The following is a 26,028-nucleotide window of genomic DNA, read 5'->3' on the forward strand; positions in this document are numbered from 1 at the left end:
CCGGTGGTGACGCTCACCCGGGAAATGTGCCGTGTCAGGCGGACTGTCGGCTCGGCGAGGCCCCCACCGTCAGGCGTGCCAGGCGACGACCATCCCGGACCTGACTCATGGCCAGGCCGCGATGGTCATCGTGATCGACCTGCCAGCCGGTATGCCGCTCCGGCATTCCGTGCATCTCGATGGGCAGGCTCCGGGTCTTGAGCCGGATCACCGGCGCCTGGTGACGGTAGGGTGCGGCGTCATGGCCCAGCATGACCCGGGCGATGGCTCGTGCCTGGGCGGGCAGAGGCTCGATGAAACGACACGGAACGCCGCCAAAGCTGACACAGTCCCCCAGCGCATAGACGTCCGGCTGGCTGGTCTGCAGCGTCTCGGGATCGACCAGGATGCCGCGCTCGAAGTCGAGCCCCGCCAGGCGGGCCAGCCTGCCATCGGTGGCGAGCCCGGTGGCAGCCACCACCTGATCGGCCACCAGCACGCCGCCATCGGCGAGATGGAGCTGGCGCTCGCCCATGGCATCGGCCTCCACCTTCGCCACGTCAACATCCCCCCGATAGGTCACCCCCAGCGCCTCGAGGCTATGCAGCAGGCGTTCGGAGGCCGCCTCAGGCAGCAACGAGGCCAGGGGGTAGGCACGGCGGCCCAGGAGCGTCACCCGGTGGCCGGCCCGGGCCAGGTCCTCGGCCAGCTCGCACCCCACCATGCCTGCGCCGACCAGCACCACGCGCTGCGGACCGTCGGCCAGCTTCGCCTGCAGGCCACTCCAGCCGGCCAGGTCGTTGACCCGCCAGCACAGGGTGGCAGGCAGGCTATCAGGAAGCGCGGGGCGTGCCCCCTGGGCGAGCACCAGCCGGGTGTAGGGGAAGGTGCCGCGGGTGGTGCGAAGCTGGTGCCGTTCGGCGCTGACCCCGACCACGAAGGTCTCGGCCAGCAGGCGAACACCCAGCCGCCGCGCCGCCTCGACGCCGGTCTCGCGCACCAGCTGATCGGGGGTCTGACCACGACTCAGTGCCACGGACAGCTCGGGCTTGTGGTAGCGATCGCCGCGACAGGCCGTCACCAGGGTGATCGGTGTCTCGCCATCGAGTTCGCGAATCGCCTCGACGATGCCCCAGCCGGCCAGGCCCGCGCCGACGACCAGGATGCCCGGCTCACGGGCCACCATCACCGGTCCCATGTCGACCGCACTGACATCGGGACGCTCGAAGGGCTCGAAGTCGGCCTTGGTCACCCCGCACAGCGGACACTCCCAGTCATCCGGGATATCCTCGAACCGGGTGCCCGGTGCCAGGCCGCTGTCCGGATCGCCCTCCTCCTCGTCGTATATCAGCCCGCAGGCACGGCAGATGTACAGACGCCACGGAGTCTCGGCAGACGTCGCGCTCATGACGGCATCTCCTCTTTCATCAGCTTGGCCATCTCCCAGCGAAGGTGCTTGATCGCCGGCGTCACGATGGCCACGAAATGCGCCTCTCGAATGCGCCGCTGGGGCGCGGCACTCATCAGGTAGCCGCGGGCTCCCTGGTGCAGCAGTGCAGACTGGGAGGCCTTGAGGGCCAGTTCGGCGCCCTGGGCACGCGCATCCATCACATCGATCAGGAAGGCCTTGTCGGTCTCATAGGGCGTCCTTGCCAGGGAGAGCACGCGGCTCTGGAGCTCATCCAGTTCGGCCTGGAGCTCGTCGGGCCGGTTGTGGAGGTACTGGTTGACGTGCCCGAGCGACGGCTCGACCTCATGGATCGAGTCGATGGCCCCCTGGACAACGCCGGTGGCCATGCCCGCCTGCAGCAGCACGAAGGCGCCACGGATGCGCTGGATGAAGGGGCGCACGGGGTCGGCGATGATCTGCTCGGGCGTGACGTGGTAATCGTCGAGATGGATCGACCAGGTGCTCGTGCCCTCCATGCCCGAGAACTCGGGGCACTTGCCCAGCCTGACCCGCTCGTCCAGGTCCAGCAGGAACATCACCTCGTGGGAACGGCTGCCATCGGCCTGATCGACGGCAGCGATGAGGCCGCAGTAGTGTCCCCGCTGGATATGGCTGACCCAGGGCAGGGTGCCACTGACGCGATAGCCCCCGTTCGGGTCCGGCAGGGCCTTGAGGGCCATCGCCTCGATACCCGTCATCGCCTTCATCGGGTTGGAGAGGGCGGTACCACCGAAGGTCCTGCCGGCCACATGGTCATCCAGTCGTGCCAGCAGGGCCGGATTGCCGGACTGCTCCATGTAGAGGCCACAGACGTCATGACACCAGGTCATGAAACCGGTGGAGCCGCAGCGACGACTGATCTCATGCATGCTGCCGAGGGCCAGGTCGAAGCGAGTCCCATGCTTGTCGAGATGGCCTGCGAAGGCCCCAGCCTCACCGAGACGGCTCATGATATCGAGGGGGTAATGGCCCTGGTCGATGCGGGAGGCGGCAGGAGCCAGCTGCTCCCGGGCCACCTGGCGGACCTCATCCAGCACCCGGGCGTCGTCGGCCCAGGCACTGATCAAGGTAGGGGCTGCAACGCTGTTCATGGCGAACCTCGTGATACGCAAGTGAAGTGGACAGGCGGGGGATACAGGGTGTGGCGGCCGGACGAGGCCGGCCGCGCCTGTCCTCACTCCATCAGGCTGATGCTGAAGGGGATCGGGTTACGCATGGTGTTGGCCACGGGAGAGTAGAAGTTGGCGTGCTGGACGATCTCGTCGAGCTCCTCACGGCTGGCATCGCCCTCGACCACCACCTTCACGCGGATCTCCTGGAACCCCATCTCGGGCGGCTGCTTTTCGGCGCCACCGGCACCCCAGGCAGCGGGATTACCGATATCCCCCTCCAGAAAGATCTCCAGACGGCTCAGCTTGACCTGCTTCCAGGTCGCTACCGCGGTGATGCCCACTGCCAGGCAGCCCCCGAGGCCAGAGAGCACGATCTCGCCCGGGGCCGGGGCGGTGTCCTGGCCAAACAGATGCAGCGGCTCATCCACGACCACTTCATGGCCGTTGACATGACTGATGGTGCGATACTGCCCCTCGGTGACGGTGTGAACCTTGTTGGTACCGCGGGCATCGGGGTTGTTGCGGCCCTTTTCGGCGAACCCCAGCAGGCCCTCACGATCGATGGGGCGCAGGTGGGTGGTGACGGTCTCGGGCGTGGTGGCGGTGGTCATGGTGTGGCTCCTCATGGTCCGGCAGTGAGGTGCGCCGGTGGCGCACCGGGTGATATTGCTGAGATACAGCACGAGGCGGACCAACACGGCCAAGACCCTGTAAAAAGTCTTCTATATCAAAAGCATGAAATCATCGACGACCCGGGGGCCGTCCCACTCCCGGCTGGACAAAGCGAGCAATCCTCGGCGAAGTCGCTGCCATTGTCCGACAATGTCCGCCCAGGGCGCCCCTCCTCCCGGGGGCGTCAGGCCGGGTTCGGATCAAGGGCCTGCCGGGGATGCGGCGCATCCTGTGGCTGCAACAAAAGAGGCCGCCCCATGGGGCGGCCTCATCGCGTCACGTGTCAGAGCAGGGCTCAGGCGTCGGGGATCTCGAGCGCCTGCTGCACGACCGGCCAGGCCGGATCGCCCTCGCGGGTGGTCACGCCCTCGAGGAAGGCCTTGACCTTGGCGGGGTGGGCGCGCATCCAGTCGACCGCGACCACCTCGGGATCACGCTCCTCGTAGCTGAAGCCGCGGATCATCGCGCTCTGGTCGTCGGCGCTGAACTCGAGCTGGTCGAGCAGTCGGGTGGCGTTGGGGCTGGCCTCGGCGAACTCCGTGGTCACCAGGGTGCGCACATCGCTGCGGCCGCCGCCCGGGCCCCACATGTCCTGGGTGTCGTCCAGGTATTTCACATCGTATTCGATGTTCATCCAGTGCGGCGTCCAGCCGGCGAAGATGATCCACTCCTCGCGATTGATGGCCGCATCCACGGCACTCAGCATGCCCGGAGTGGAGGTCTCGGAGAGGTTCCAGTCACCCAGGCCGTAGGTGTCGTTTTCCACGCCCTCGTTGAGGGTATCGCTCATGCCGGAGCCGACCTCGATGGAGTAGATGGTGCGGTCGAGCTTCTCGGCGATCTCATCGTCGGCCAGGTCCTCGGCGGACGTCACGCCCGCGTCATACACATAGGTCGGCACGGCGAAACCGAGGCGGGCCCCGTCGACGTTGTTGCCCAGGTCGACCAGCCTGACGTCATCGCCCTCGAAGCTGGAGTCGTACATGCCCTGCTGGGCCGGCAGCCAGGCCGCCAGGAAGACGTCCAGCTCGTTCTGCTGCAGGGCCTCGTAGGTGATGGTGGAACCCAGTTCCTGCTGCTGCGGCTCATAGCCGAGGGTCTCGAGCAGGGTCGCGGCCAGCGCCGTCTTGACGGTCACGCCCGGCCAGGCGGGCACGGAAAAGCGCACCTCGGCGGATTCCTCGGCCTGCGCGGCGGTACTCCAGGCCAGCGGGACGGCCAGGAGGCTGCCGGCGAGGGCCAGCGTCATGGAACGGTTAGGCAGTTTCATCGGATCTCCTTGGCAGGTCATGCCATGAATGGACACGACATGACCTTATCGCCAGGCGCGCCCGATGGCAAAAAACCGCCCCTCGTCGAAAGGACAGGTGGGGACGAGGTCGCGGCTTTTCCAGCCCCGGCCGGCAGACGAGCCCGTCACGCCGCCGATTCGCGGAAACCCCGATCACCGTTTATAAGTCATGTACAGGAAATTGATGCCAGGTGACGCGGGATGTCCCCCGACCCGCGGGGATCTGTGAAAAAAGCCCCTTGGAGTCCCTTGAAGTGGCCGCACAACGTTCTACACTAGTTGTACAACAACTCCATCAAGCACTCGCGAGGCACTTCCCCATGTCCATCCCGGCCTACCAACTGGGCGACCAGGTCACCCTGAAGCAGATCGCCAGCGCCGTCTCGAACGGCCTCACTCCCATCGTGGAGGTCGAGTCCATGGACGGCATCTACACGGTGCGCTTCCACCACGCCAACGACGTCTCGCAACTCGCCGACAGCGCCGGCAGGACCCGCACCTTCCTCGGCACCGGCGAGATCCGCGACCTGCTGGGCAGCATCGGCCTGACCCATGGCGTGCTGACCTGGGGCGACCAGTGCGGCGACGAGATGATCGGCGTCCCGGGCCATGCCCTCTCGCCGGACGAACTGCTGGCCAGCGGCACGCGCATCGCCTTCCGATGATGCACGCCAGGGGCTAGTCTGAGGGGAGTCCCGCACGAGCGACCCTCGAGATGCCCCTGACGCGCCTGAGCCCTGTCACCCTATCCCCGCCGCGCGGCTACGCTCGACTGCTGGCCGGCCTGCTGTTCGCCTGCCTGCTGGCGGGCTGTGCAGGGCGGGAGATCGCCACCCGCGAGGCGCTGGACGAGCTCACCATCGACCGGGCTCTGATACTGGCCGAGGCCCGGAGTTCCCTCGGCACCCCCTACCGCTACGGCGGCACCACCGATCGGGGCCTGGACTGCTCGGGCCTCGTACAGCGAGCCTATGCCCGCGCCGGCATCCGGGTACCCCGCACCTCCCGGGCGCAGTACAAGGCCCTGCCACAGATCGACCGGGCCCGCCCCGGGGACCTGCTGTTCTTCGCCACCGCCGGGGGTCGCAAGGCGAGCCATGTCGGCATCTACGCGGGCGACGGCGAGATGATCCATGCCCCGGGGCGCGGCCGCCGGGTCACCCGGACCTCCCTCGCCCTGGACTACTGGCAGGAGCGCTTCCTGGGGGCCGCGGCCCCCGCCCCCTGAGCGCGAGGCCTCGCCGCCGGCGTCACGAAGCCGAGCATGGCGGGGAGACGCCCCCTGGTGTCGCGGGGCACCATAAATATCATATGTGTATAAGAAATCATTTCATGTAAACACTTTGGGTATATGCGGGGCGCCACTAGGATGGACGATCATGATTCCCTTGCGGAGAGACCCCATGTTCACACTCCCCCGCCTCCTGGCTCCCCTGGCGGCGCTGCTGCTGGCCACCGGCCCGGCCCAGGGCAATGACGACACCACGACGCTCGAGGTCGGCTACATGCCGATCCTGCCGGTCGCCCAGCTGTTCGTGATGGAGGGCGAGGGCTGGACCGGCGAGGCCGGCCTCGAGCTCGAGCTGACCCGTTTCTCGAGCGGTCCGGCGATGGTCCAGGCCCTGGCCTCCGGCGAACTCGACGTCATGTACTTCGGCATCGGCCCCGCCATGGTGGCCCGCGCCAACGGCGTGCCGATCAAGGTGCTGGCGGCCAGCATCCGCGAGCAGATCGGCCTGGTGGCCCGCGGCGAGCTGGCGGACACCTTCGCCCGGGTCGAGGACCCCGCCGAGGCCATCGCCCGTTTCACCGAGGCGCAGGGCCGCAAGCCGAAGATCGCCACCTTCCCCCGCGGCTCGGTGCCGGACACCGTGCTGCGCTACTGGCTGGTCGAGCGGCTGGGCGTGGGCGAGGAGGCCGTGGAGATCGTCGCCATGGGCGCCGACCGGGTCCAGCAGGCCCTGCTGGCCGGGGCGGTGGACGCCGCCTCGATCCTCGAGCCGATCCTCACCACCGTGCAGGAGCGGGTCGAGGGCGCCCGGGTCGTGGCCCGCGCCGACGAGATGCTGCCCGGCCAGCCCGGCGCCGTGCTGGCCGCCCGGGAGGCGGCGCTGGCCGACCACCCGGAAGCGATGCGCGCCCTGATGGACCTGCACGTGCGGGCCACCCGGATGCTGCTCGAGGAGCCCGCCCGGGCCGCGCCCCACGTGCGGGAGTTCGTCGGCAAGCGGCTGATCGGCCTCGACACCGTGGAAGCTGCCCTGCGCTCGCCCTCCTCGAACTACCTCGCCGACCCCCACGCGATCCTCGAGGCGACCCGCACCATGCATGACTTCCAGGCCGCCCAGGGCACGCTCAAGAAGCCCGTCGACCTGGAGGCGCTGTTCGACACGAGCCTCTACGACGCCGTGGTCAGAGCGCCGGCGGGCTCATGACGCCGCTGCTGACGCGCCATCGCCGCAGCCTGCTGGGCGCACTGGGCCTGTCCGGCTTCCTGCTGCTCTGGGAGCTGGCCCTGCGCAGCGACCTGCTGCCCGGCAGCCTGGTGCCACTGCCCTCGGCCATCCCCGGCGTGCTCGCCGCGGAGATCGGCGACGGCATCTGGCTCGAGGTGGTGACGGCGAGCCTCGCCCACTACAGCGTCGGGCTGCTGCTGGGCTCGCTGTTGGGCATCGCGGTGGGGGTCGCGGCGGCGCTGCTGCCGGTGTTCGACGCCCTGCACGCCTGGCTGGCCCGGCTGCTGCGCCCGATCCCGCCGCTGGCCTGGATTCCCTTCGCCATCATCTGGTTCGGCATCCAGCCCTCGGCGGCGGCCTTCATCATCAGCATCGGGGTGTTCTGGATCAATTACTTCGCCAGCTACAGCGCGGTGCGCTCGGTGGACCCGGGCTTCGATGAGGTCGCCCGGGCCTTCGGCCAGGGCGGCTTCCTGGCGCGGCTGGCCAAGGTCAGCCTGCCCGCGGCGGCACCGGGCATCCTCGGCGGCATGCGCGCCGGCCTCGGCCAGGGCTGGATGACGGTGGTGGCCGCCGAGCTGTTCGGCATCCCCGGCATCGGCCAGCGCATGATGGAGGCCTCCAGCCTGCTCGCCACCGATATCGTGGTGGTCTACATGCTGACCATCGCCGGGCTCTACGCGGTCTTCGACCTGGCCTTCATGACCCTGCAGCGGCGACTGCTGAGGTGGCAGCCATGACCGCCTCCCAGACCACCCTGCCCCCGGTGCTGCGCGCCCGGGACATCCGCCTGGGCTTCGACGGCACCCCGGTGCTCGACGGGGTCGACCTCGACCTCCATTCCCGGGAGTTCGTCGCCGTGGTCGGAGCCTCGGGGGTCGGCAAGTCGACCCTGCTGCGCGCCCTGACCGGCCTGCTCGCCCCAGAGGCCGGCACGGTGGAGATCCCCGAGGGCAGGGGCGGCGATACCCGTGCCTGGTCCATGGTCTTCCAGGCGCCGCGCCTCTTCCCCTGGCGGCGCGTGCGCGCCAACGTGGAGCTCGGCCTGGAGGGGCTCGCGCTCTCCCGGGCCGAGCGCCGTCGCCGGGCCCTGGAACCCCTGGCCCTGGTGGGGCTGGAGGAGCTGGCCGAGCGCTGGCCGCACACCCTTTCCGGCGGCCAGCAGCAGCGGGTAGGCATCGCCCGGGCCCTGGCCGTGCGTCCGCGGGTGCTGTTCATGGACGAGCCCTTCTCGGCCCTGGACGCCATCACGCGCCGCCGCCTCCAGCAGGAGCTGGTCGACCTGCGTCGGCGTACCGAGGCCGCCATCGTCTTCGTGACCCACGACATCGAGGAGGCCGTGCTGCTCGCCGATCGGGTAATGGTGCTGGGCGGCCAGGCGCCGGGCCGGCCCGCCGGCGTGGTGGAGACCCTCGACATCCCCCTGCCCCTGGACGGTCGACGCGACCATCCCGGCTTCGCCGACTGCCTGCAGGCCGTGGAGCGCCACATCGGCGCGGCCCACTGACGCCTCCCGCCACCGACCTGAGGAGCCCCAATGACCGCGCTTCGCGTCCTGCTGCATGCCCCCACCGCCGAGGCCCTCGCCCGGGCCCGGCGCAACGCCCGCAACCTGATCAAGGCCCGCCCCGGGGCCGAGGTGCTGATCGTCGCCAATGCGGCGGCGGTCGCCTCGGCCCTGGCCACGCCCGACGACACCGACCCCCTCCTGCGGCTCTGCGGCAACTCCCTGGCCGCACAGGGGCTCGAAAATCCCGCCGGCCTGCCGGTGGTCGAGGCCGCGGTGGTCACCCTCGCCGAGTACCAGGCCGACGGCTGGGCCTACATCCGCGCCTGAACCGCCGGGGCCGTGACGCCGCGCCTCACTTAAGCCGACGTTAAGTTTCATGGACCAGAGTATCGGGGAAAGGTCATGGAGACGCCCCGATGCCAACCCCCGACCCCGTTCGCTCCCCCGCTCCCTGCCGACCACCCCCGGCGGCCCTGCCGGCCGTCATGGCCGGCGCCCCCCCGCTCGAGTGGCGGGAGGGTGGAGGATGGCAGGAACGCCGCCGCCTGGAACGGCTGGTGCGCCGCTGCTTCGCCATCGAGCATGGCGCCCGCATCACCCATTTCCTGCCGCGTCTCTTCGGGCTCTGGCAAGGCCAGGTCCCGCTGGCCGCCGTCGGGGCGGCTCTGGCCAGCGCCGGGCCCCTCTTCCAGGAACGCTACCTGGACGACCCCGCCGAGGCCTTCCTCTCCCGGCACCTCGGCAGGCCCGTGGCCCGCGAGGCGATCGCCGAGATCGGCAACCTGGCGAGCCTGCGCCGCGGCCTGCAGCGTCGCCTCTTCGTGCCCCTGATCGACCAGCTGGTCGCCGAGGGGCTCGACTGGGTGATGTTCACCGCGACCCCGACGGTAGCCAACGGCATCCAGCGGCTGGGCATCGAGCTGCATCCCCTCAAGCTCGCCGATCCGGCGCGGCTGGGCGAGGAGCAGGCGGGCTGGGGCCGCTACTACGAGCACCAGCCCCGGGTGATGGCCGGCGACCTGCGCCTGGCCCATGGCGTGCTCACCGAGCGCGGCCTGCTGGAACCGACGCGTTCCGTGGAGGTCGGCCATGTCCCGCTGCGCTGAGGCCCTGCTCGCGCGCCTGGTGCGCCACGCCGAGGAGCGGCCCGACACCCCGGCCCTGGACGACGGCCATCGGCGTATCGCCTATGGCGAGCTGCTCGGCGAGATCGAGGGACGCCGGGCCCGTCTCGCCGCCCGGGACGCCCGTCGCGTGGCCCTGCCGCTGGACAACGGCCTCGACTGGGCCCTCTGGCACCTGGCCCTGCTGGCCGATGGTCGGGTCGACGTCCCGGTCCCCGGCTTCTTCAGCGAGGCCCAGCGCCACCACCTGGTGACCGCGGCCGGCCTGGATGCCTGGATCGGCCCCGGCGGCAGCGCCCTCGGCTTCGCCGCCACCCTGGACCCGGCCATCGCCTGCCGTGAGGTAGCGTTTCTCCCCACGCTCCATGCCGGTACCGGCATGATCACCTTCACCTCCGGCACCAGCGGCAGTCCCAAGGGCGTGTGCCTCGACCGGGATGCGCCCCTGCGGGTCGCCGAGAGCCTCGCCGAGGCGGTGACGCCGCTTCGTCTCGGGCGCCACCTGGCCATGCTGCCCCTGGCCACCCTGCTGGAGAACATCGGTGGCCTCTACGTGCCCCTGATGCTGGGCGCCACCGCCAGCCTGCCCGGGGCCGCCGAACTGGGCTGGACGGGGGGAAGCGGCTTCGATCCACGCCGGGCCCTCTCGGCCATCGAGGCCTTTCGCCCGCACAGCCTGATCCTGGTGCCCCAGCTGCTGCAGGCCCTGGTCGACCTCTCGCCGCAGGCCCCGGCCGGGCTGCGCTTCGTCGCCGTGGGCGGGGCCCGGGTGGCCGGGTCGCTGCTGGACCGGGCCCGGGACGGCGGCTGGCCGGTCTTCGAGGGCTACGGCCTCTCGGAGTGCGCCTCGGTGGTCTGCCTCAACCGCCCGGGCGAGCCCGCCCTCGGGGTGGGCCGCCCCCTGCCCCATGCGCGGGTGCGCCTCGCCGCCGACGGCGAGGTACAGGTCCAGGGCGCCACCATGCTGGGCTACCTGGGCGAGCCCCCCGTCGACGGCTGGCACGCCAGCGGTGACCTCGGCCACTGGGAGGGCGAGCACCTGGTGCTGGACGGGCGCCGCCGGGACATCTTCATCACCGCCTATGGCCGCAACGTCGACCCCCAGTGGGTGGAGGGCGAGCTCTGCGCCCGGCCGGCCATCGCCCAGGCGCTGGTCCATGGCGAGGCCCTGCCGCACAACCGGGCCCTGATCGTGCCCGCCACCCCCGACCTCGACGACCGCACCCTGGCGGCGGCGATCGACGCCGCCAACGCGGGCCTTCCCGACTATGCCCGGATCGGCGAATGGCGTCGCTGCGCGCCCTTCACCCCCGACAACCACCAGCTGACGGCCAATGGTCGCCTGCGTCGCGACACCCTCCACGAGACCTATCGCGACTGGCTCCACGCCCCGGCCGACCGGGCCCAGGATGCCGCCACCGTTCCCAGAAGGAGACACGCCATGACCCCCTACCAGCACCTCCAGGCCGCCACCCGCGCCGAGCGCGACTGGCTGCTGGCCGCCCCGCTGCTGACCCGCGCCCTGAGCGGCGAGGTGAGCCGCGAGGAGTACCTGACCTTCCTCGGCCAGGCCTACCACCACGTGCGCTTCACGGTGCCGCTGATGATGGCGTGCGGGGCGCGCCTGCCCGACCGCCTCGGCTGGCTGCGCAGCGCCCTGGTGGAGTACATCGAGGAGGAGCATGGCCACGAGCTGTGGATCCTAGACGACATCCGCGCGACCGGCGGCGACCCCGAGGCGGCGGCCACGGCCGAGCCCGCCCCGGCCACGCGGCTGATGGTGTCCCACGTGCGCGACGTCATCGATCACGGCAACCCGGTGGGCTTCTTCGGCATGGTGCAGGTGCTCGAGGGCACCAGCACGGCGATCGCCACCCAGGCCGCCGAGGGGCTCCAGGAGAGCCTCGGCCTGCCGGACGACGCGGTGCGCTACCTGACCTCCCATGGCAGCCTGGATATCGGTCACCTGGCCTTCTTCGAGGGCCTGGTGGACCGGCTCGACGGCGAGGACCTGGCGGCGGTGATCGACACCGCGAAGATGGTCTATCGCCTCTATGGCGCCATGTTCCGAGGCATCACTGCCCGTGACGCGACCCGGGAGCTCGCCGATGCCCTGGTTTAGCCCCCTGTCGGCCGGCCCCACCCTGCCGGAGGGTGGCTGGGCCGGCCAGACCGTGCTGCTCACCGGGGCGAGCGGCGGCATCGGCCAGGCGCTGGTCGACGAGCTGGCGGGCGCCGGGGCACGGCTGCTGGTCACCGGCCGCCGCCAGCCGGCCCTGGAGGCCCTGACCGCGCGCCACCCCGGCCAGGTGACGGCCCTGGTCGCCGACCTGACCCGCGCCGATGACCGTCACCGGCTGGTCGAGAGTGCCCGGGAGGCGGGCTGCACCATGCTGGTCAATGCCGCCGGGGTGAACCGGGTGGGCCTGTTCGAGTCCTTGAGCGACGAGGAGATCGAGGCCCTGGTCACCCTCAACCTCACCAGCACCCTGCAGCTGACCCGCGCGCTGCTGCCGCAGCTGCTCGCCGCCGAGCACGGCTGGGTGGTCAACCTGGGCTCGACCTTCGGTACCATCGGCTACCCCGGCCAGGCCGGCTACTGCGCCACCAAGTTCGCCCTGCGGGGCTTCACCCAGGCCCTGCGCCGGGAGCTGGCCGATACCCGGGTCCACGTGCTGCACGTGGCGCCCAGGGCCACCCGCACCGGCATGAATGCCCCGGAGGTCGAGGAGATGAACCGGGCGCTGAGCAATACCATGGATTCCCCGCAACGGGTGGCCCGCCTGGTCCGGCGAGCCATCGAGGCCGGACGCGAGGAGACCCAGCTGGGCGGCCCCGAGCGCCTCTTCGCCCGGCTCAACGCCCTGGTGCCGGGCGTGGTCGACCGGGCCCTGCGCCGCCAGCTGCCCACCATTCGCCGCTTCATCGGCAAGCCCCGAGGAGACACCCCATGACCCGCCGCCTGATGCCCGTCCTGCGGGCCGCCCTGCTGGTGCTGATCGCCGGACTGCCGGCGGCACCCCTGCTGGCCGCGACGCCCTCGAGCGCGGATGAGGGCGTCGCCGAGGGCATCGATCACCTGCAGCATCGCTGGGCCGAGATCCACTACGGCTTGCCGCAGGACGAGCAGGCGAAGGCCCTCGAGGGGCTGGCTGACGAGGCGGACCGGCTGGTGGCCGCGCACCCCGAGGCCGCCGGGCTGCATATCTGGGCCGGCATCGTGCGCTCGACCGAGGCCGGCGCCAGCGGCGGTCTCGGTGCGCTGTCGCTGGTCAAGCAGGCCAGGAGCGACCTGGAGCGTGCCCTGGCGCTGGATCCCCTGGCCCTGGACGGCTCGGCCTATACCAGCCTAGGGGCCCTCTACTACCAGGTGCCGGGCTGGCCGCTCGCCTTCGGGGATGACGACCGGGCGGAGCGTTACCTGAAGCGGGCCCTGGCGATCGACCCCGACGGACTCGACAGCCTGTACTTCCGGGGCGACTATCTGCATGAACAGGGACGCGACGACGAGGCCCGCCAGGCGCTGCAGAAGGCCCTGCAGGCCCCGCCACGACCGGGACGCGAGCGGGCCGACACCGGCCGGCGCGAGGAGGTCAGGGCCCTGATGGACACCCTGGGAAGCTGACGATCGCAAGGACAGGACATGCGCATACTGCTGGTGGAGGATGACCCCAGCCTGGCCGCGGGCATTCGCCTGGCGCTCAAGCCCGAACACTACACTGTGGACCTGCTGGCCGATGGCCGGCAGGCCCTGACGGCCCTCCAGGGCGACGAGCCCTTCGATGCCGTGATCCTCGACCTGGGCCTGCCCGGGCTCGACGGCATGAAGGTGCTCGAGGCGGCGCGCCACAAGGGCAATCGCGTGCCGGTGCTGGTGCTGACCGCCCGGGACGGCGTCGATGACCGCATCGCCGGCCTGGATGCCGGTGCCGACGACTATCTGGTCAAGCCCTTCCAGGTCGACGAGCTGAAGGCCCGCCTGAGGGCCCTGCTGCGCCGCAGCCAGGGACAGGCCAGCAGCGTGCTGGAGGTCCGCGGCATCCGCCTGGACCCCGCCAGCCACAGCATCAGCTACCGGGGGAAGCCCCTGCCGCTGTCGCGGCGCGAGTTCGCCCTGCTGCAGGAGTTCCTCAGCCACCCCGGGCGGGTCTTCACCCGCGACACCCTGACCAGGCTGGTCTACGGCTGGGACGAGGAGGTGGAAAGCAACGCCATCGAGGTGCACGTGCACCACCTGCGCCGCAAGCTCTTCCCGGAACTGATCCGGACCGTGCGCGGCATCGGCTACGTGATGGACAAGGCGCCCCGGGACGACGCCACGTGACCTCGATCCGCCGCCGCACCCTCGGCCTGGTGCTGCTGGTCTTCGGCCTGAGCATGCTGGTGATCGGGCTGACCAGCTACCAGGACGCCGCCCACGAGGTGGAGGAGCTCTTCGATGCGAGGCTGGCCCAGAACGCCCGTCTGCTGGAGGGGCTGGTGGGCGCCCCGCTGCCCCAGGACGAGCGGAATGCCCTGCTGGCCAGCATCGACAAGGCCCTGCAGCGCAGCGACGAGACCCACAGCCCCATGATGCGCCACCCCTACGAGAGCAAGCTGGTCTTCCAGGCCTGGCGCGGCGAGACCCTGGTGCTGCGCTCTGCCCAGGCCCCGCTGGCACCGCTCACCTCTCGGCGCAACGGCTTCGGCAGCGCCCGCCTGGACGACTATGACTGGCGCATCTTCGCCCTGAGCGGGCCGGGCAGCAACCTGAGGATCCTGGTGGCGGAGCGCGAGGACGTGCGCGGCGAGCTGGTCACCGGCATTGCCCTGCGCACCCTGATGCCGGACCTGCTGGGCCTGCCGGTGCTGGGGCTGCTGCTGTGGTGGGCCATCGGCTGGGGCCTGAGGCCCCTGTCGCAGCTGGCCGCGCAGATCCGCAGCCGCAATCCCCAGACCCTGCAGCCCCTGATCATGCACCCGCTGCCGCGAGAGCTGGAGACCATCGCCGGCGCCCTCAACCGGCTGCTGGAGCGGATCCGCGCCCTGCGCGCCCGGGAGCAGCAGTTCATCGCCGATGCCGCCCACGAACTGCGCACGCCGCTGGCCGTGCTCGACCTGCATGCCCAGAACGCCCTGGCCTCCGACGATCCCGAGGATCGCCGCGAGGCACTCGACAAGCTTCGCGACGGCGTGGCCCGGGCCACCCGGGTGGTCTCTCAGCTGCTCACCCTGGCCCGCCTCGAGCCCGAACAGGAGGACGAGGGCCTCTCCCGCGACCTCGACCTGCTGCAGGAGGTCCGCGAGGCACTGGCCAAGCTGATGCCGCTGGCCGTGGAGAGTCGCCAGGAGCTGCAGCTGGATGCCGACGAGGCGGCGGACTGGCGGCTCGAGATGGAGCCCGGCGCCATCGACACCCTGATGCAGAACCTGGTGGGCAATGCCCTCCAGCACTCGCCGACGGGCGCCCTGATCCGGATCGTCCTCGACGCCGGCCCCGACGCCCTGACGATCACCGTTGAGGACCAGGGGCCCGGCATCCCGGTGGACCAGCGCGAGCAGGTGCTGCAGCGGTTCCACCGCGCCGGCCCCGGTGCCGGCGCCGGCCTGGGGCTCTCCATCGTCGACCGCCTCCTGCAGCGCCACCGGGGCAGGCTGTGGCTCGGCGACGCCCCGGGCGGCGGGCTGAGCGTCACGGTCTCGCTGCCGAGGACGCTGCGTGTCGCGTGATCGCCCGCATCGCATAAGCAGCGGTTAAGAATCTCGGGGCAGGATGGCGTCCGGATTCCCGAGACGGCGACACCATGCCCCACCTTTCCCCGGCGACGACTCGCCTCCTGCAACGCCTGGCCCTGGCCTGGTGCGGCTTCATCGTCCTGATGGCGGTGGTGCACTGGCTGGCACTGGACTTTCGCCTGGCCGATGCCCTCTATGGCCTCCAGGGCGGCGAGTGGGTGCTGAAGGACCATGTCCTCCTCCAGGACTGGCTGCATCGTGGTGGACGGACCCTCAGCCAGTGGATGGGGGGTGGCGTCATCCTGGCCCTGCTCGCCAGCCTGCCGTCGACGCCGATGCGTCCCTGGCGCCGGCCGCTGCTCTTCCTGTTTCTCGCCGTGGCGGGCTCGACGCTCGTGGTCTCGACCCTCAAGCACCTGGTGAGCATGGAATGCCCCTGGGACCTGGCCCGCTACGGCGGCGAATGGCCCTACGTGGGACTGCTGAAGTGGCGACCCGGCGGGATGCCCGACACCGCCTGCTTTCCCGCCGGCCACGCCAGCGCCGGCTATGCCTGGCTGGCGCTGTACTTCTTCCTGGCCGCCACCCTGCCGCGACTGCGCTGGCTGGGACTGGCCACGGGCCTCGGACTGGGCCTCGTCTTCGGCATCACCCAGCAGCTGCGGGGGGCCCACTTCCTCTCCCACGACCTCTGGACCCTGATGCTCTGCTGGACGATAAGCACCTTGCTGGCGAGCTGGCTGCTGCCGCAAGGGGGTCAGCCGAGACACCGCTCGACCGCTCCAACCTTCACCCTCGAGACACTCCCCGATGCCTGAGTCGACCTTCCTGTCGCGTCTGAGCCGGGCCACCCGGCGCCCGAGGCTGCCTGTCCTGTCCCCCCAGGCGCTCACCCTGCTGGCCTGCCTGGCCTTCACGCTGTTCTACAACCAGCGGTTCTGGTCGGCGGTGATGGCCGCCGCGCCCCCCGCCGGCCTCGCCGACTGGGGGCAGATCGCCGGCTACGGCGTGGTCATGACCGCGCTGCAACTGGTGGTCTTCCTGCCACTGGTAAACCGGTTAAGCGTCAAGCCGCTGCTGTCGCTGCTTGTGCTGATCGCGGCCGCGGTCAGTTACTTCACCGGCCACTACGGGACCTACTTCGACACCCACATGATCGACAACGTGCTGCAGACCGATACCCGGGAGGCCGGCGAGCTGCTGACCCCGGGACTGGCGCTCTACCTGCTGGTCTTCGCCGGGCTGCCGGCGCTGTTGATCTGGCGCTGGCCGCTGCGGCAGCGCAGCTGGCAGCGTGGGCTCGGCATGTCACTGCTGTGGCTGGCCGGTGGCGTCGGCGTGCTGGCGGTGTCGCTGCTGCTCTCCTTCCAGAGCCTGTCGTCGCTGATGCGCAACCACCACGAAATGCGCTTTCTGGTCACGCCGGGCAACGCCCTCGTCTCCACCGGCCAGGTGATGGCGGCCTCGGGGCCGCTACCGGAGGAGCGCCTGCCGATCGGCGAGGATGCCCACCGCCAGGCCAGCGCCACCGGCACGCCGCGCCTGCTGGTGATGGTCGTCGGCGAGACCGTGCGCGCCGCCGACTGGGGGCTGTCCGGCTACTCGCGCCAGACCACGCCGCGCCTGGCGAGCCGCGACGTCATCAACTTCCACGAGGTGACGAGCTGCGGCACCAATACCGCCGTCTCGCTGCCCTGCATGTTCGCGCCCATCGGCAAGGGCAACTACGACGAGCGCTATATCAAGAGCCACGAGTCGCTGCTGGACGTGCTCAAGCACGCGGGCTACCAGGTGGCCTGGATCGACAACCAGTCAGGCTGCAAGGGCGTCTGCGACGGGGTCGAGCACTACGCCCCGTCGCCGGAGGCCTATCCGACGCTGTGCGACGAGCATGACTGCCGGGACGGCGTGCTGGTCGAGGAGCTCAAGCAGCGGCTGGCGTCTGTGACGGACGATACGGTGATCGTGCTGCACACCCTCGGCAACCACGGCCCGAGCTACTTCCAGCGCTATCCCGAGGACTTCCGGGCCTTCACGCCCACCTGCGAGGAGGCCGACCTGGCCCAGTGCTCCCAAGCGTCGATCGTCAACAGCTACGACAATGCGATCCTCTATACCGACAGCGTGCTGGACGAGCTCATCGGCGTGCTGGAGCAGCAGCGCTCGCTGGCCACGGCGATGCTGTATGTCTCCGACCATGGCGAGTCGCTGGGCGAGAACGGCCTCTATCTGCATGGCCTGCCCTACGCCATCGCCCCGGACGAACAGACCCGGGTCCCCATGACCTGGTGGTCATCGCCGGCGTTCGACCAGACCGCCGGGCTCGAGCGCGACTGCCTGGCCGAACAGGCCACCCAGCCGGTGAGCCATGACAACCTCTTCCACAGCCTGCTCGGCGTGCTGGGGGTCGAGAGCGACGTCCGGGATCCGCGCCTGGACATCAGCCAGGAGTGTCACGCCACGATGGGCTGACGCTATCCCGGCCGGGGCCTCACTCCCGTCCCGGGGCCTCCCGGGTGGCCTGGTCGGGGCCCGTCTCGTACGCCACGCCGTGATCGCGCAGGTAATCGCGGATCATCTGTCGCACCACCTGGGAGGGGGTCAGGTCCTGGGCCGCACACAGCTGCTCGAAGGCCCGCTTCTTGTGCGGGTCGATGAGCAGGGTCAAGCGTGCTGTCTTCTTTTCCATGGCGAGGCTCCCGGTGGTATTACCATCAAATGGTAATGTTCGTCGTCACCCGGGGCAATGCCGGGGTCCCTTTGTCGACCATGCTAACGGCATGTTAATGTCATTCACATAACCACTCGGATCGATCCCCGCCGGGCGAGCGGCCCTTGGCCCATCCACACTGCGGGTGATCCCCCAGGGAGGACCCCGCGAATGGCACGCCACCGACCGTCTCCGACCCGTCCCGGCATCGCCGTCGGCCTGCGCGCGGCCTGGCGAGACGGCTACGGCCTGGCCGATCTGCGCCGCGACATCCTGGCCGGCCTGACCGTCGGCACCGTGGCCGTGCCGCTCTCCATGGCCCTCGCGATCGCCACCGGCGTGCCCCCCCAGCACGGGCTCTACACGGCGATCGTGGCCGGCGCCCTCATCGCGCTGACCGGCGGCTCACGCTTCAATGTCTCGGGCCCGACGGCGGCCTTCGTCGTCATCCTCTTCCCCATCGTCCAGCAGTACGGCCTGGGCGGCCTTTTGATCGCCTCGATGATGGCCGGCGCGATCCTGGTGGTCCTCGGCATCACCGGCATGGGTCGCCTCATCCAGTACGTGCCCTATCCGGTGGTGCTCGGCTTCACGGCGGGGATCGCGGTGGTGATCGCGGTGCTGCAGCTGCCCGACTTCCTGGGGCTTCAGGTCGGCCAGCTGGGGGAGCACTTCGTCGACAACCTGGGGCGCATCGCCGTCTCGTTGCCGACCCTGGACCCGCTCGAACTGGGGATCGGCGCCTTCACCCTGGGCATCCTGCTGCTCTGGCCGCGCCTGGGGCTGCCCATCCCCGCGCCGCTGGTGGGCCTGGTGGCCGGGGCCCTGGCCGCCTACGGGGCCAACCTCTGGCTGGCCGGATCGGGCGCGGAGGTGGAGACCATCGCCTCGCGCTTCATCTGGACGGCAGAGGGCGAGACGGGCGGCGGCATCCCGCCGATCGCGCCGAGCCTGGTGGCGCCCTGGCGGCTGCCCGGGGCGGATGGCGAGCCCCTGGTGCTGGACTTCGCGCTGCTGAGCGCCCTGCTGGGGCCCGCCTTCGCCATCGCCATGCTGGGGGCGATCGAGTCGCTGCTGTGTGCGGTGGTGTCCGACGGCCTGACCCGCACCCGCCATGACCCCAACGCCGAGCTGATCGGCCAGGGGCTGGGCAACATCGTGGCGCCGCTGTTCGGCGGCATCACCGCCACGGCCGCCATCGCCCGGACCGCCACCAGCATCAGAAGCGGCGCCCGGTCGCCGATCGCGGCGGTGGTGCACGCGCTGGTGGTGCTGCTGGCGGTGGTGGCCCTGGCGGGCCTGCTGGGGATGGTGCCGATGGCCGCGCTGGCGGCGCTGCTGTTCATCGTCGCCTGGAACATGAGCGAGGCCCGCCACTTCCTGCACACCCTGCGCTCGGCCCCGCCAGGGGACGTGGCCATCCTGCTGACCTGCTTCACCCTGACCGTGCTCTTCGACATGGTGCTGGCGGTGGGCGTGGGCATCGGGCTGGCCGCCGCCCTGTTCATCCGGCGGATGTCGCTGCTGACCGAGACCCAGCGTGTCGACAGCGGGCCCCATGCCGGCATCGACGCGCTGCCCGGGGAGGTGGCCCTCTACGACATCGATGGCCCGCTGTTCTTCGGCGCCGCCGAGAAGGCGCTCACCTCGCTGCACCTGGTGGACCCGCAGGTACGGGTCGTGATCCTCGACATGCACGATGTGCCGAGCATGGATGGCACCGCCATCGTGGCCCTCCAGGCCCTGATCGAGGAGATGCACCGAGGGGGGATCTCGCTGGTACTGGTCGGCCTGCCGACGCGGATCCTCGTCAAGCTGCGCCGGGCGGGCATCCGCCGGACGGCCGGCCGGCTGACCTGGTGCCGGGACCTGGCACACGCCCGGGGAGTGGCCCTGCGCTGGCTCGCCTAGCTGCCCCGGGGACCTGGCCACGGCCTTTACAGCCACGGAGCCGGCAGGGATAGTGAGGCCTGACGACAGGGGCGCCGCGGCAGGAGTGTCGCGGCTGAGAAGCACCCTCGGAACCTGACCCGGACAATGCCGGCGTAGGGAGTCGTGCGGCGGCGGGCCTCCCGTCCAGGCGCACCTCCCGCGCCGGGGAGGCCCCATGCATCACATCGATCCCGCCGCGCACCTGGCCCGGGTGCGCGAGACCAGCCCGCTGGTCCACAACATCACCAACCATGTGGCCATGAACAGCATGGCCAACGTGCTGCTGGCCATCGGCGCCTCGCCGGCCATGGTCCACGCCCGCGAGGAGGCCGCCGAGTTCACCGCCCTGGCCGGCGCCCTGACGATCAACATCGGCACCCTCTCGCCCCACTGGGTCGACGCCATGGAGTCCTCGGCGCTGGCGGCCGGGGAGACGGGACGCCCCTGGGTGCTGGACCCGGTGGCGGTGGGCGCCACGCACTACCGCCGGGAGACCGGCGCGCGGCTGCTGGCGCTCTCGCCGGACGTGATTCGCGGCAATGCCTCGGAGATCATCGCCCTGGCGGGACAGGCCGGCGGCGGCCGCGGCGTGGACAGCACCGACCCCGCCGAGGCTGCCCTCGAGGCCGCCCGCCGGCTGGCCGAGCGCACGGGCGGCGTGGTGGCCGTGACCGGCGAGATGGATCTGGTCACCGACGGCAAACGCCTCGCCCGTGTCCGGGGCGGGCACCCGCTGATGCCGAGGGTCACCACCCTGGGCTGCGCCCTGACCGGCGTCGTGGGGGCCTTCCTGGCCGGCACGGACCGGCATTTCGAGGCGACGGTGGCGGCGCTCGCCGGCTATGCCGTAGCCGGGGAACTCGCCGGCGAGGTGGCACGGGGCCCGGGCAGCTACGCAGTGGCCTTCCTCGATGCGCTCTACCACCTGGACGCCGAGGCCCTGGCACAGCGGGCCCGCCTGGAGGTCTCCGATGCCCCTTGATCTCTCGCTCTATCTCGTCACCGACCGTGAACTCTGCGCCGAGCAGGGCCTGGTGCAGACCGTGGTCGCCGCGGTCCGTGGCGGCGTCACCCTGGTGCAGCTGCGTGACAAGCACGCCAGTGACGCCGAACTGATCGACCAGGCGCGCCGCCTCAAGGCCGCCCTGGCCGGCACGGGCGTGGCCCTGATCATCAACGACCGGCTGGAGGTGGCGCTCGCCTCGGGCGCCGACGGGCTGCACATCGGCCAGGATGACGGCGACGTGGCCCAGGCCCGGGCCGCCCTGGGCCCTCACGCGATCCTCGGGCTCTCGGTGCAGACCCGCGAGCAGCTCGCCCGACTCGACCCGAGCGCCCTGAACTACCTGGGCCTCGGGCCGGTGTTCGCCACCCCCAGCAAGCGCGACCATGCCGAGCCGCTCGGCTTCGAGGGCCTGGCCGAGCTGGCGGCCGCGAGCCCCCTGCCCGGCGTGGCCATCGGCGGCCTCAAGGCCGAGCATGTCCTCCCGACGCGCCAGGCCGGTGCCCAGGGCCTCGCCGTGATCTCGGCGATCTGCGGCACCCCGGACCCCGAGGCAGCGGCGCGGGCCTTTACGCGGCCGCCTCGCCACTGACCACCCAAGACGCCGTCACCGCGGCAGGCGCGGTGACGGCGTGGATCGGGACAGGCCGAGATCAGACGTCCGAGCGCGGATGCCCCGGGTGTCGGTGGTAGCCATGCAGCATGCCGGCGATCAGGTTGTCCTGCCGCTTGCGGCTCTCGAGGATCGCGCCGATGACATGCAGCGGGATGAGGACGAGGATGGCGTTGGCCATCAGCTCATGGGCCTCCTCGACCCAGCCGACCCCCCAGAAGAGGTCGGTCTCCTCCATCATGTAGCCGGTGGTCCCCAGCCCCAGCAACAGGGCCAGCAGCGTCAGCATCATGACCGCCCCCAAAGGGGTGTGGGTGATGCCGGGCTCGTCTGAGGCGGCATCGCCGGCACCGACGGACTCCTCCGATCGGAGCGAGGCGCGCAGGCGTCGGGGGGTCGGCCAGAAGCTGCGCCAGCGTGCCGACCAGGGGCCGACGAACCCCCAGAGGATGCGCACACCGATCAGCGCCACCACGCCATAGCCGATCCACTGGTGCCAGGTCTCGCCCTCCTCGGTGAGGAAGTAGTTGGCCAGGAAGCCGGCCACCAGCGACCAGTGCACGATCCGAACCAGCGGGTCCCAGACGCGGACCCGCTTGCTACCTGTCTTGCCGCTCATGATGCGGCCTCCTTCAGTCGAATTCCTGCTCGACAATGCTGCCGTCGACCGGGTTGAAGTAGATCTCGACGCGACGCTCCTGGTCGTCCCAGCCGTAGATCTCGTAGCAGCTGGTGTCGGTGGTCTTGAACTCCTTGACCTTGTAGCCCATGTCGGCGATCTGCTTCTGCATCGCCTCCTTGCTCATCCAGTCGCTCTCGGGCGCGTCGGTGCAGGTCGGCTCGGCCAGGGCAGCAACGCTTACGGCCAGCAGGCTGGATACCACGATGCCCTTGAGTACAGTGCGCTTCATTGGAAAACCTCCATAAAGTCAGTGACAAAGGGCCACCTGACCGTCGGCCGGTGGCAGCTCCCGACGGCAGTTGCCGGAAGGGAACAGGGTCATCATGATCAGCCAGACTTACGAAAGACTTAACGCCGTGGAAAAACTTTTCCGGCGTGGTCGACGAAGAACATGGGTCGTCTCAGGAGGTCGGCCGGCGCTTCAGGGAGGTGCGCCGCTCGTGGTAGGCGATGGCCAGGCCGCTGGCGATGATCAGGGTGCCGCCGACGAAGACCCGGAGGTCCGCCACCTCGTCCCAGAACCACCAGCCCAGCAGCACCGCTGTCGAACTGGCAACCACTCGAATGTCGGAATGTCGATTCAACAAGCGGGCAACAATAGTCGGCTCCATGGTGCCGAGGCAGAAACTTGGAGGAAATTCTGCTCCACATGCACCAAAATAATAAAAATCCGATAACTTGCAGTAGAAAAAAGCACCACAAAGAAGCAATAGCGTAACTTTGTATTGACTCAAACCTTAGTTTTGTCATCAGTCATTGTTCGATCAAATTTCGGGAGATATGCTGGACTTCAGAAAATTAAATAAAAAAGTTCTAAAATAAAGGATTGTTGGACAACAACAGAATGGATAAGTGGTAATACAGCTGATCAAAAAAAGGAACAACAAAATGAGTATGTATTCTTCCAAGAAGAAGGCAACGATCGCGACACTGATGTGTGCCTCCGCCATGACATTACCAGGCATCTCTTCCGCCCAGGACAACGAGACGATCAACATAGGTCTCAACGTATCATGGCCGGGATTTTCCTTTTTGGAGGTGGCGCGTCAGAAAGGACTCGCAGGCGACCATGATCTTAACCTCACTATCTTCGAGGATCCTCTTGGGGGCCATGCAGCGCTGGCAGCAGGCCAGATAGACGTATATCTCAGCACAGCTGAATATACCCCATTTGCGATTGAACGCGGAACGGACACTGTATTGGTGTCACATCTCAACATATCGTACGGCGTCGACAAGGTGTTGATTGCCGAAGACATGAATGCACAGGAGCTGAAAGGACAGAAAGTCGGCGCGCCACAAGCCTACATCGGCGAAGTATTGATGGGCATGTGGCTCGACAAGGAAGGCCTGACTCCGGACGACGTGGAGTGGGTAAACCTGAATGCCGACGAGGCTGTCGGTCCGGTCATGTCGGGTGATCTGGCGGCAGCTTACATGTATGAACCTTGGGTAACGCGCGTTCTGGAAAACCTCGATACCGCCAAGATTGCGGCGGATACTTCCGAGCCTTACTACCTCGATACGGGCATCTTCATGGATGCGATGTACATGAACAAGAAGTTCATCAAGGAGCACAGGAAAGCGGCCGTGGACATGATCCGGGCCCGCTTCGATGCCTTGCAGTACTGGCACGACAATACCGAAGAAGTGAATCAGCTTTTTTCGGATTATCTCCAGTGGCCAGTGGCTGATATAGAATCGGTTGTGGGAACCAACGGCAAGTACCTGGAAGATGGGCTGTACATGCTTGACTTTGATGAAACAGCTCGCATCTGTGGTGCTCTTGACGGAGAACCACCGCATGGCATCGAGAATGGCTCCATCATTCAGAGCGTCATGCGAACCAACGAGTGGTGGGTGAAATTGGGCCTGATGGATGAAGTTCAGGACGCAGAGAAAGGAGTCGATTGCAGCCTGATTGCCGACCTGGTCGACAGCGGTTATAGCCAGTCCATGTCCGCACGTTGATCACGTCCGGGGAGCACCAACGCCTGGTGCTCCCCGCCGCATGGTCCAACCCGGCCGACGAGCCGACAGCTTCTTACAAACGGGGAATGGGAATGGCGGGTGAATCAAGACAAGGTGCCTATCGATCACGCTGGTTCGAATTCCTGACCCCCATACCGAGAAGGTGGCGTCTCGTGCTGGGCGCGCTGGTATGGGTCATATTTTTTGGTCTATGGGAAACAGCGGTATTACGCGGCTGGGTCAATACCTTGCTGGTACCTTCGCCCTTCGAGGTTGTCGGCACGCTATATGAGCTGTTCGTAGAGCGCGGTTTCCTGGGGGATGTCGGCATCAGTATTGCGCGCATTGTCGGAAGCTTTCTGGCGGCCTGCCTCATCGCGATACCTCTCGGCATCCTGATGGGATCATTCAAGTCGGTGGAAGCGCTGTTCAACCCCTTCGTTTCAGCATGGCGGTATCTGCCGGCACCCGCCTTCATTCCTATCCTGCTGATGTGGTTTGGCACCGGCGAGGCGCCCAAGCTGGCCCTTCTGTTTCTGGGGGTCATTTTCTTTCTGATCACCTTGATCATGGATCATACGAGCCAGGTGCGTGCAGAGCTTATCGAAACCGCGATGACGCTTGGCGGAAAGCGGTGGCAGATCCTCTGGACGGTCGTGGTACCCGCGGTGATGCCCAACATAGTGACGTCCATGAGGCAAATGCTGGCCATCGCATGGACCTACCTGGTCATTGCCGAGATCATCGCCTCGACAACCGGAATAGGCGCGATGATGATGCGAGCACGCCGCTTCCTGAATACCGATGAGATAATGGCAGGCATACTGATCATTGGCATTCTTGGGTTGGCATTCGACCTCCTTTTCCGTTGGTTACAGCGGGTACTATTCCCCTATCTCGGACAGGAGGGTGACTAATGAACAGGTCAGTCAATAATGCGTCTCCCTCCACAGCCGGCCAAAACTATGCGGCCAATGCCCCCCCCAAACTTAGGCTAAAAGAGGTAGGAAAGTCGTTTCATGTACCGCGCGGCGAGGACATTCAAGCAATCGCGAATGTGAGCTTCGACACCCATGAAAATGAGGTTTGCGTGCTGCTGGGTCCTTCCGGTTGCGGTAAGTCTACCGTGCTGCGCATGGTGGCTGGTCTTGAGCAACCAACCACGGGTGAGCTCATGCTGGACGGGGAGAGGATCACCGGCCCGGCTCAGGAACGGGGGATGGTGTTTCAGGCCTACACCTCCTTCGACTGGCTGACCGTCCAGCAGAATGTCGAATACGGCATGCGATTGAACCGCGTTCCCAAGCAGGAGCGACGAGATCGCGCCGAGCACTTCATCGAACTGGTGGGGCTAAGTCGTTTCGCGGGGACCTACCCCCGTCACCTTTCCGGCGGCATGAAACAACGAGTCGCCATCGCGCGAACGCTGGCTAACGAACCAGCCATTTTGCTGATGGATGAGCCATTCGGGGCACTTGACGCTCAGACCCGCTGGCAGATGCAGGAACTGATGATGGAGATAGTCGAGGCAGCCAATACGACGGTGCTGGTGGTGACTCATGATATCGAGGAAGCCATCTTCCTGGCCGACAGGATCGAATTCATGTCGAGGCATCCAGGCAGGGTTCATGAAGAGATCATCCCAGCATTCAAGCAGGGACAACGGATCGGCCAGAAAGAGGACCTGATAGGCCTGCCCGGGTATGGCGACCTGGAGCGACATATCCTGCAGCTGATGCGCGAACAGGGCAGAGACGAGACCTGAGCACGACATCGCGTGGCAGTCGTCAACAAGATCAACAGAGAGG

27 protein-coding genes, 1 pseudogene and 1 riboswitch are annotated in these 26,028 nt (G+C 68.4%); of the genes and pseudogenes, 20 read left to right on the forward strand and 8 right to left on the reverse strand.

The window, feature by feature from the left end:
* Positions 1 to 34: 34 nt before the first annotated feature.
* The 4 genes from BOX17_RS06815 to BOX17_RS06830 form a co-directional block, all read right to left on the reverse strand.
* Positions 35 to 1,387 carry an FAD-dependent oxidoreductase gene (locus BOX17_RS06815; protein WP_071942979.1) on the reverse strand — a complete coding sequence of 451 codons (1,353 nt, stop codon included), beginning with the start codon at positions 1,385 to 1,387 and terminating at the stop codon, positions 35 to 37.
* A complete protein-coding gene (locus BOX17_RS06820; RefSeq protein ID WP_071942981.1) occupies positions 1,384 to 2,520 on the reverse strand; it encodes an acyl-CoA dehydrogenase family protein in 1,137 nt (378 codons plus the stop codon). Before BOX17_RS06820 ends, BOX17_RS06815 begins: the two co-directional genes overlap by 4 nt.
* A gap of 83 nt (positions 2,521 to 2,603) precedes the next feature.
* Entirely contained in the window at positions 2,604 to 3,152 is a 549-nt protein-coding gene (locus BOX17_RS06825; RefSeq protein ID WP_086830711.1) for an OsmC family protein, read from the reverse strand.
* 356 nt (positions 3,153 to 3,508) lie between these two features.
* On the reverse strand, positions 3,509 to 4,483 hold the full coding sequence (locus BOX17_RS06830) for an ABC transporter substrate-binding protein (RefSeq protein ID WP_071942985.1): 975 nt from the start codon (positions 4,481 to 4,483) through the stop codon (positions 3,509 to 3,511).
* Positions 4,484 to 4,824: 341 nt separating this feature from the next.
* Here BOX17_RS06830 and BOX17_RS06835 point away from each other — a divergent pair, with 341 nt between their 5' ends.
* From BOX17_RS06835 to BOX17_RS06900, 14 genes are all read left to right on the forward strand, one after another.
* A complete protein-coding gene (locus BOX17_RS06835) occupies positions 4,825 to 5,169 on the forward strand; it encodes a hypothetical protein (RefSeq protein WP_071942987.1) in 345 nt (114 codons plus the stop codon).
* A 50-nt stretch (positions 5,170 to 5,219) separates the two neighbouring features.
* On the forward strand, positions 5,220 to 5,732 hold the full coding sequence (locus BOX17_RS06840; protein WP_071942989.1) for a C40 family peptidase: 513 nt from the start codon (positions 5,220 to 5,222) through the stop codon (positions 5,730 to 5,732).
* Positions 5,733 to 5,907: 175 nt separating this feature from the next.
* Complete coding sequence (locus tag BOX17_RS06845; protein ID WP_071942991.1) at positions 5,908 to 6,939, forward strand: ABC transporter substrate-binding protein; 1,032 nt, start codon at positions 5,908 to 5,910, stop codon at positions 6,937 to 6,939.
* Positions 6,936 to 7,700 carry an ABC transporter permease gene (locus BOX17_RS06850; RefSeq protein WP_086830713.1) on the forward strand — a complete coding sequence of 255 codons (765 nt, stop codon included), beginning with the start codon at positions 6,936 to 6,938 and terminating at the stop codon, positions 7,698 to 7,700. The genes BOX17_RS06845 and BOX17_RS06850 overlap by 4 nt, the downstream gene beginning before the upstream one ends.
* On the forward strand, positions 7,697 to 8,467 hold the full coding sequence (locus tag BOX17_RS06855) for an ABC transporter ATP-binding protein (protein WP_071942993.1): 771 nt from the start codon (positions 7,697 to 7,699) through the stop codon (positions 8,465 to 8,467). The genes BOX17_RS06850 and BOX17_RS06855 overlap by 4 nt, the downstream gene beginning before the upstream one ends.
* Before the next feature lie 30 nt (positions 8,468 to 8,497).
* Positions 8,498 to 8,797, forward strand: coding sequence for a DsrE family protein (locus BOX17_RS06860; protein WP_071942995.1), 300 nt, complete (start codon positions 8,498 to 8,500; stop codon positions 8,795 to 8,797).
* An 89-nt stretch (positions 8,798 to 8,886) separates the two neighbouring features.
* A complete protein-coding gene (locus BOX17_RS06865) occupies positions 8,887 to 9,576 on the forward strand; it encodes a thermostable hemolysin (protein WP_244272259.1) in 690 nt (229 codons plus the stop codon).
* Positions 9,560 to 11,716 carry an AMP-binding protein gene (locus BOX17_RS17250; RefSeq protein WP_071942999.1) on the forward strand — a complete coding sequence of 719 codons (2,157 nt, stop codon included), beginning with the start codon at positions 9,560 to 9,562 and terminating at the stop codon, positions 11,714 to 11,716. The genes BOX17_RS06865 and BOX17_RS17250 overlap by 17 nt, the downstream gene beginning before the upstream one ends.
* Complete coding sequence (locus BOX17_RS06875; RefSeq protein WP_083582100.1) at positions 11,703 to 12,548, forward strand: SDR family oxidoreductase; 846 nt, start codon at positions 11,703 to 11,705, stop codon at positions 12,546 to 12,548. The genes BOX17_RS17250 and BOX17_RS06875 overlap by 14 nt, the downstream gene beginning before the upstream one ends.
* Positions 12,545 to 13,219, forward strand: a complete 675-nt coding sequence (locus BOX17_RS06880; RefSeq protein ID WP_086830715.1) for a tetratricopeptide repeat protein — start codon at positions 12,545 to 12,547, stop codon at positions 13,217 to 13,219. Before BOX17_RS06875 ends, BOX17_RS06880 begins: the two co-directional genes overlap by 4 nt.
* A gap of 18 nt (positions 13,220 to 13,237) precedes the next feature.
* Positions 13,238 to 13,918: a response regulator gene (locus BOX17_RS06885; RefSeq protein ID WP_071943001.1), complete on the forward strand. Its 681-nt coding sequence runs from the start codon at positions 13,238 to 13,240 to the stop codon at positions 13,916 to 13,918.
* Positions 13,915 to 15,303: an ATP-binding protein gene (locus BOX17_RS06890; RefSeq protein WP_071943004.1), complete on the forward strand. Its 1,389-nt coding sequence runs from the start codon at positions 13,915 to 13,917 to the stop codon at positions 15,301 to 15,303. Before BOX17_RS06885 ends, BOX17_RS06890 begins: the two co-directional genes overlap by 4 nt.
* A gap of 74 nt (positions 15,304 to 15,377) precedes the next feature.
* A complete protein-coding gene (locus BOX17_RS06895; protein WP_083582101.1) occupies positions 15,378 to 16,127 on the forward strand; it encodes a phosphatase PAP2 family protein in 750 nt (249 codons plus the stop codon).
* Positions 16,120 to 17,781 (forward strand): phosphoethanolamine transferase, encoded by a 1,662-nt coding sequence (locus BOX17_RS06900; RefSeq protein WP_071943006.1) that lies wholly within the window; start codon positions 16,120 to 16,122, stop codon positions 17,779 to 17,781. Before BOX17_RS06895 ends, BOX17_RS06900 begins: the two co-directional genes overlap by 8 nt.
* Before the next feature lie 19 nt (positions 17,782 to 17,800).
* Here BOX17_RS06900 and BOX17_RS06905 read toward each other — a convergent pair whose 3' ends face one another.
* Positions 17,801 to 17,998, reverse strand: a complete 198-nt coding sequence (locus BOX17_RS06905; protein WP_071943008.1) for a CopG family transcriptional regulator — start codon at positions 17,996 to 17,998, stop codon at positions 17,801 to 17,803.
* 192 nt (positions 17,999 to 18,190) lie between these two features.
* Between BOX17_RS06905 and dauA the strand changes: the two genes are divergently transcribed.
* The 3 genes from dauA (at position 18,191) to thiE (ending at position 21,546) form a co-directional block, all read left to right on the forward strand.
* Positions 18,191 to 19,930: a C4-dicarboxylic acid transporter DauA gene (gene dauA, locus BOX17_RS06910; protein WP_071943010.1), complete on the forward strand. Its 1,740-nt coding sequence runs from the start codon at positions 18,191 to 18,193 to the stop codon at positions 19,928 to 19,930.
* Between the two features lie 57 nt (positions 19,931 to 19,987).
* A riboswitch (TPP riboswitch) is annotated at positions 19,988 to 20,088 on the forward strand.
* Positions 20,089 to 20,126: 38 nt separating this feature from the next.
* Positions 20,127 to 20,933 (forward strand): hydroxyethylthiazole kinase, encoded by an 807-nt coding sequence (thiM, locus tag BOX17_RS06915; protein ID WP_071943012.1) that lies wholly within the window; start codon positions 20,127 to 20,129, stop codon positions 20,931 to 20,933.
* The gene (gene thiE, locus BOX17_RS06920; RefSeq protein WP_071943014.1) at positions 20,923 to 21,546 is read left to right on the forward strand and encodes a thiamine phosphate synthase; all 624 of its coding nucleotides are present in this window, start codon (positions 20,923 to 20,925) and stop codon (positions 21,544 to 21,546) included. The genes thiM and thiE overlap by 11 nt, the downstream gene beginning before the upstream one ends.
* A gap of 61 nt (positions 21,547 to 21,607) precedes the next feature.
* Here thiE and BOX17_RS06925 read toward each other — a convergent pair whose 3' ends face one another.
* The 3 genes and pseudogenes from BOX17_RS06925 to BOX17_RS06935 form a co-directional block, all read right to left on the reverse strand.
* Positions 21,608 to 22,186, reverse strand: a complete 579-nt coding sequence (locus tag BOX17_RS06925) for a cytochrome b/b6 domain-containing protein (RefSeq protein WP_071943016.1) — start codon at positions 22,184 to 22,186, stop codon at positions 21,608 to 21,610.
* Positions 22,187 to 22,199: 13 nt separating this feature from the next.
* Positions 22,200 to 22,478 carry a PepSY domain-containing protein gene (locus tag BOX17_RS06930; RefSeq protein ID WP_071943018.1) on the reverse strand — a complete coding sequence of 93 codons (279 nt, stop codon included), beginning with the start codon at positions 22,476 to 22,478 and terminating at the stop codon, positions 22,200 to 22,202.
* Positions 22,479 to 22,650: 172 nt separating this feature from the next.
* Positions 22,651 to 22,791: pseudogene (locus BOX17_RS06935) on the reverse strand (DMT family transporter); the annotation flags it as partial.
* A gap of 346 nt (positions 22,792 to 23,137) precedes the next feature.
* On the opposite strand from BOX17_RS06935, the gene BOX17_RS06940 reads away from it, so the two are divergent.
* From BOX17_RS06940 to BOX17_RS06950, 3 genes are all read left to right on the forward strand, one after another.
* Positions 23,138 to 24,220: an ABC transporter substrate-binding protein gene (locus BOX17_RS06940; RefSeq protein WP_071943021.1), complete on the forward strand. Its 1,083-nt coding sequence runs from the start codon at positions 23,138 to 23,140 to the stop codon at positions 24,218 to 24,220.
* A 173-nt stretch (positions 24,221 to 24,393) separates the two neighbouring features.
* Positions 24,394 to 25,137 carry an ABC transporter permease gene (locus BOX17_RS06945; protein WP_244272261.1) on the forward strand — a complete coding sequence of 248 codons (744 nt, stop codon included), beginning with the start codon at positions 24,394 to 24,396 and terminating at the stop codon, positions 25,135 to 25,137.
* Complete coding sequence (locus tag BOX17_RS06950) at positions 25,137 to 25,985, forward strand: ABC transporter ATP-binding protein (RefSeq protein WP_071943025.1); 849 nt, start codon at positions 25,137 to 25,139, stop codon at positions 25,983 to 25,985. Before BOX17_RS06945 ends, BOX17_RS06950 begins: the two co-directional genes overlap by 1 nt.
* The last annotated feature ends 43 nt before the right edge of the window (positions 25,986 to 26,028 follow it).

Origin of the sequence: Halomonas aestuarii (assembly GCF_001886615.1) — a bacterium.
Lineage (GTDB): Bacteria > Pseudomonadota > Gammaproteobacteria > Pseudomonadales > Halomonadaceae > Halomonas > Halomonas aestuarii.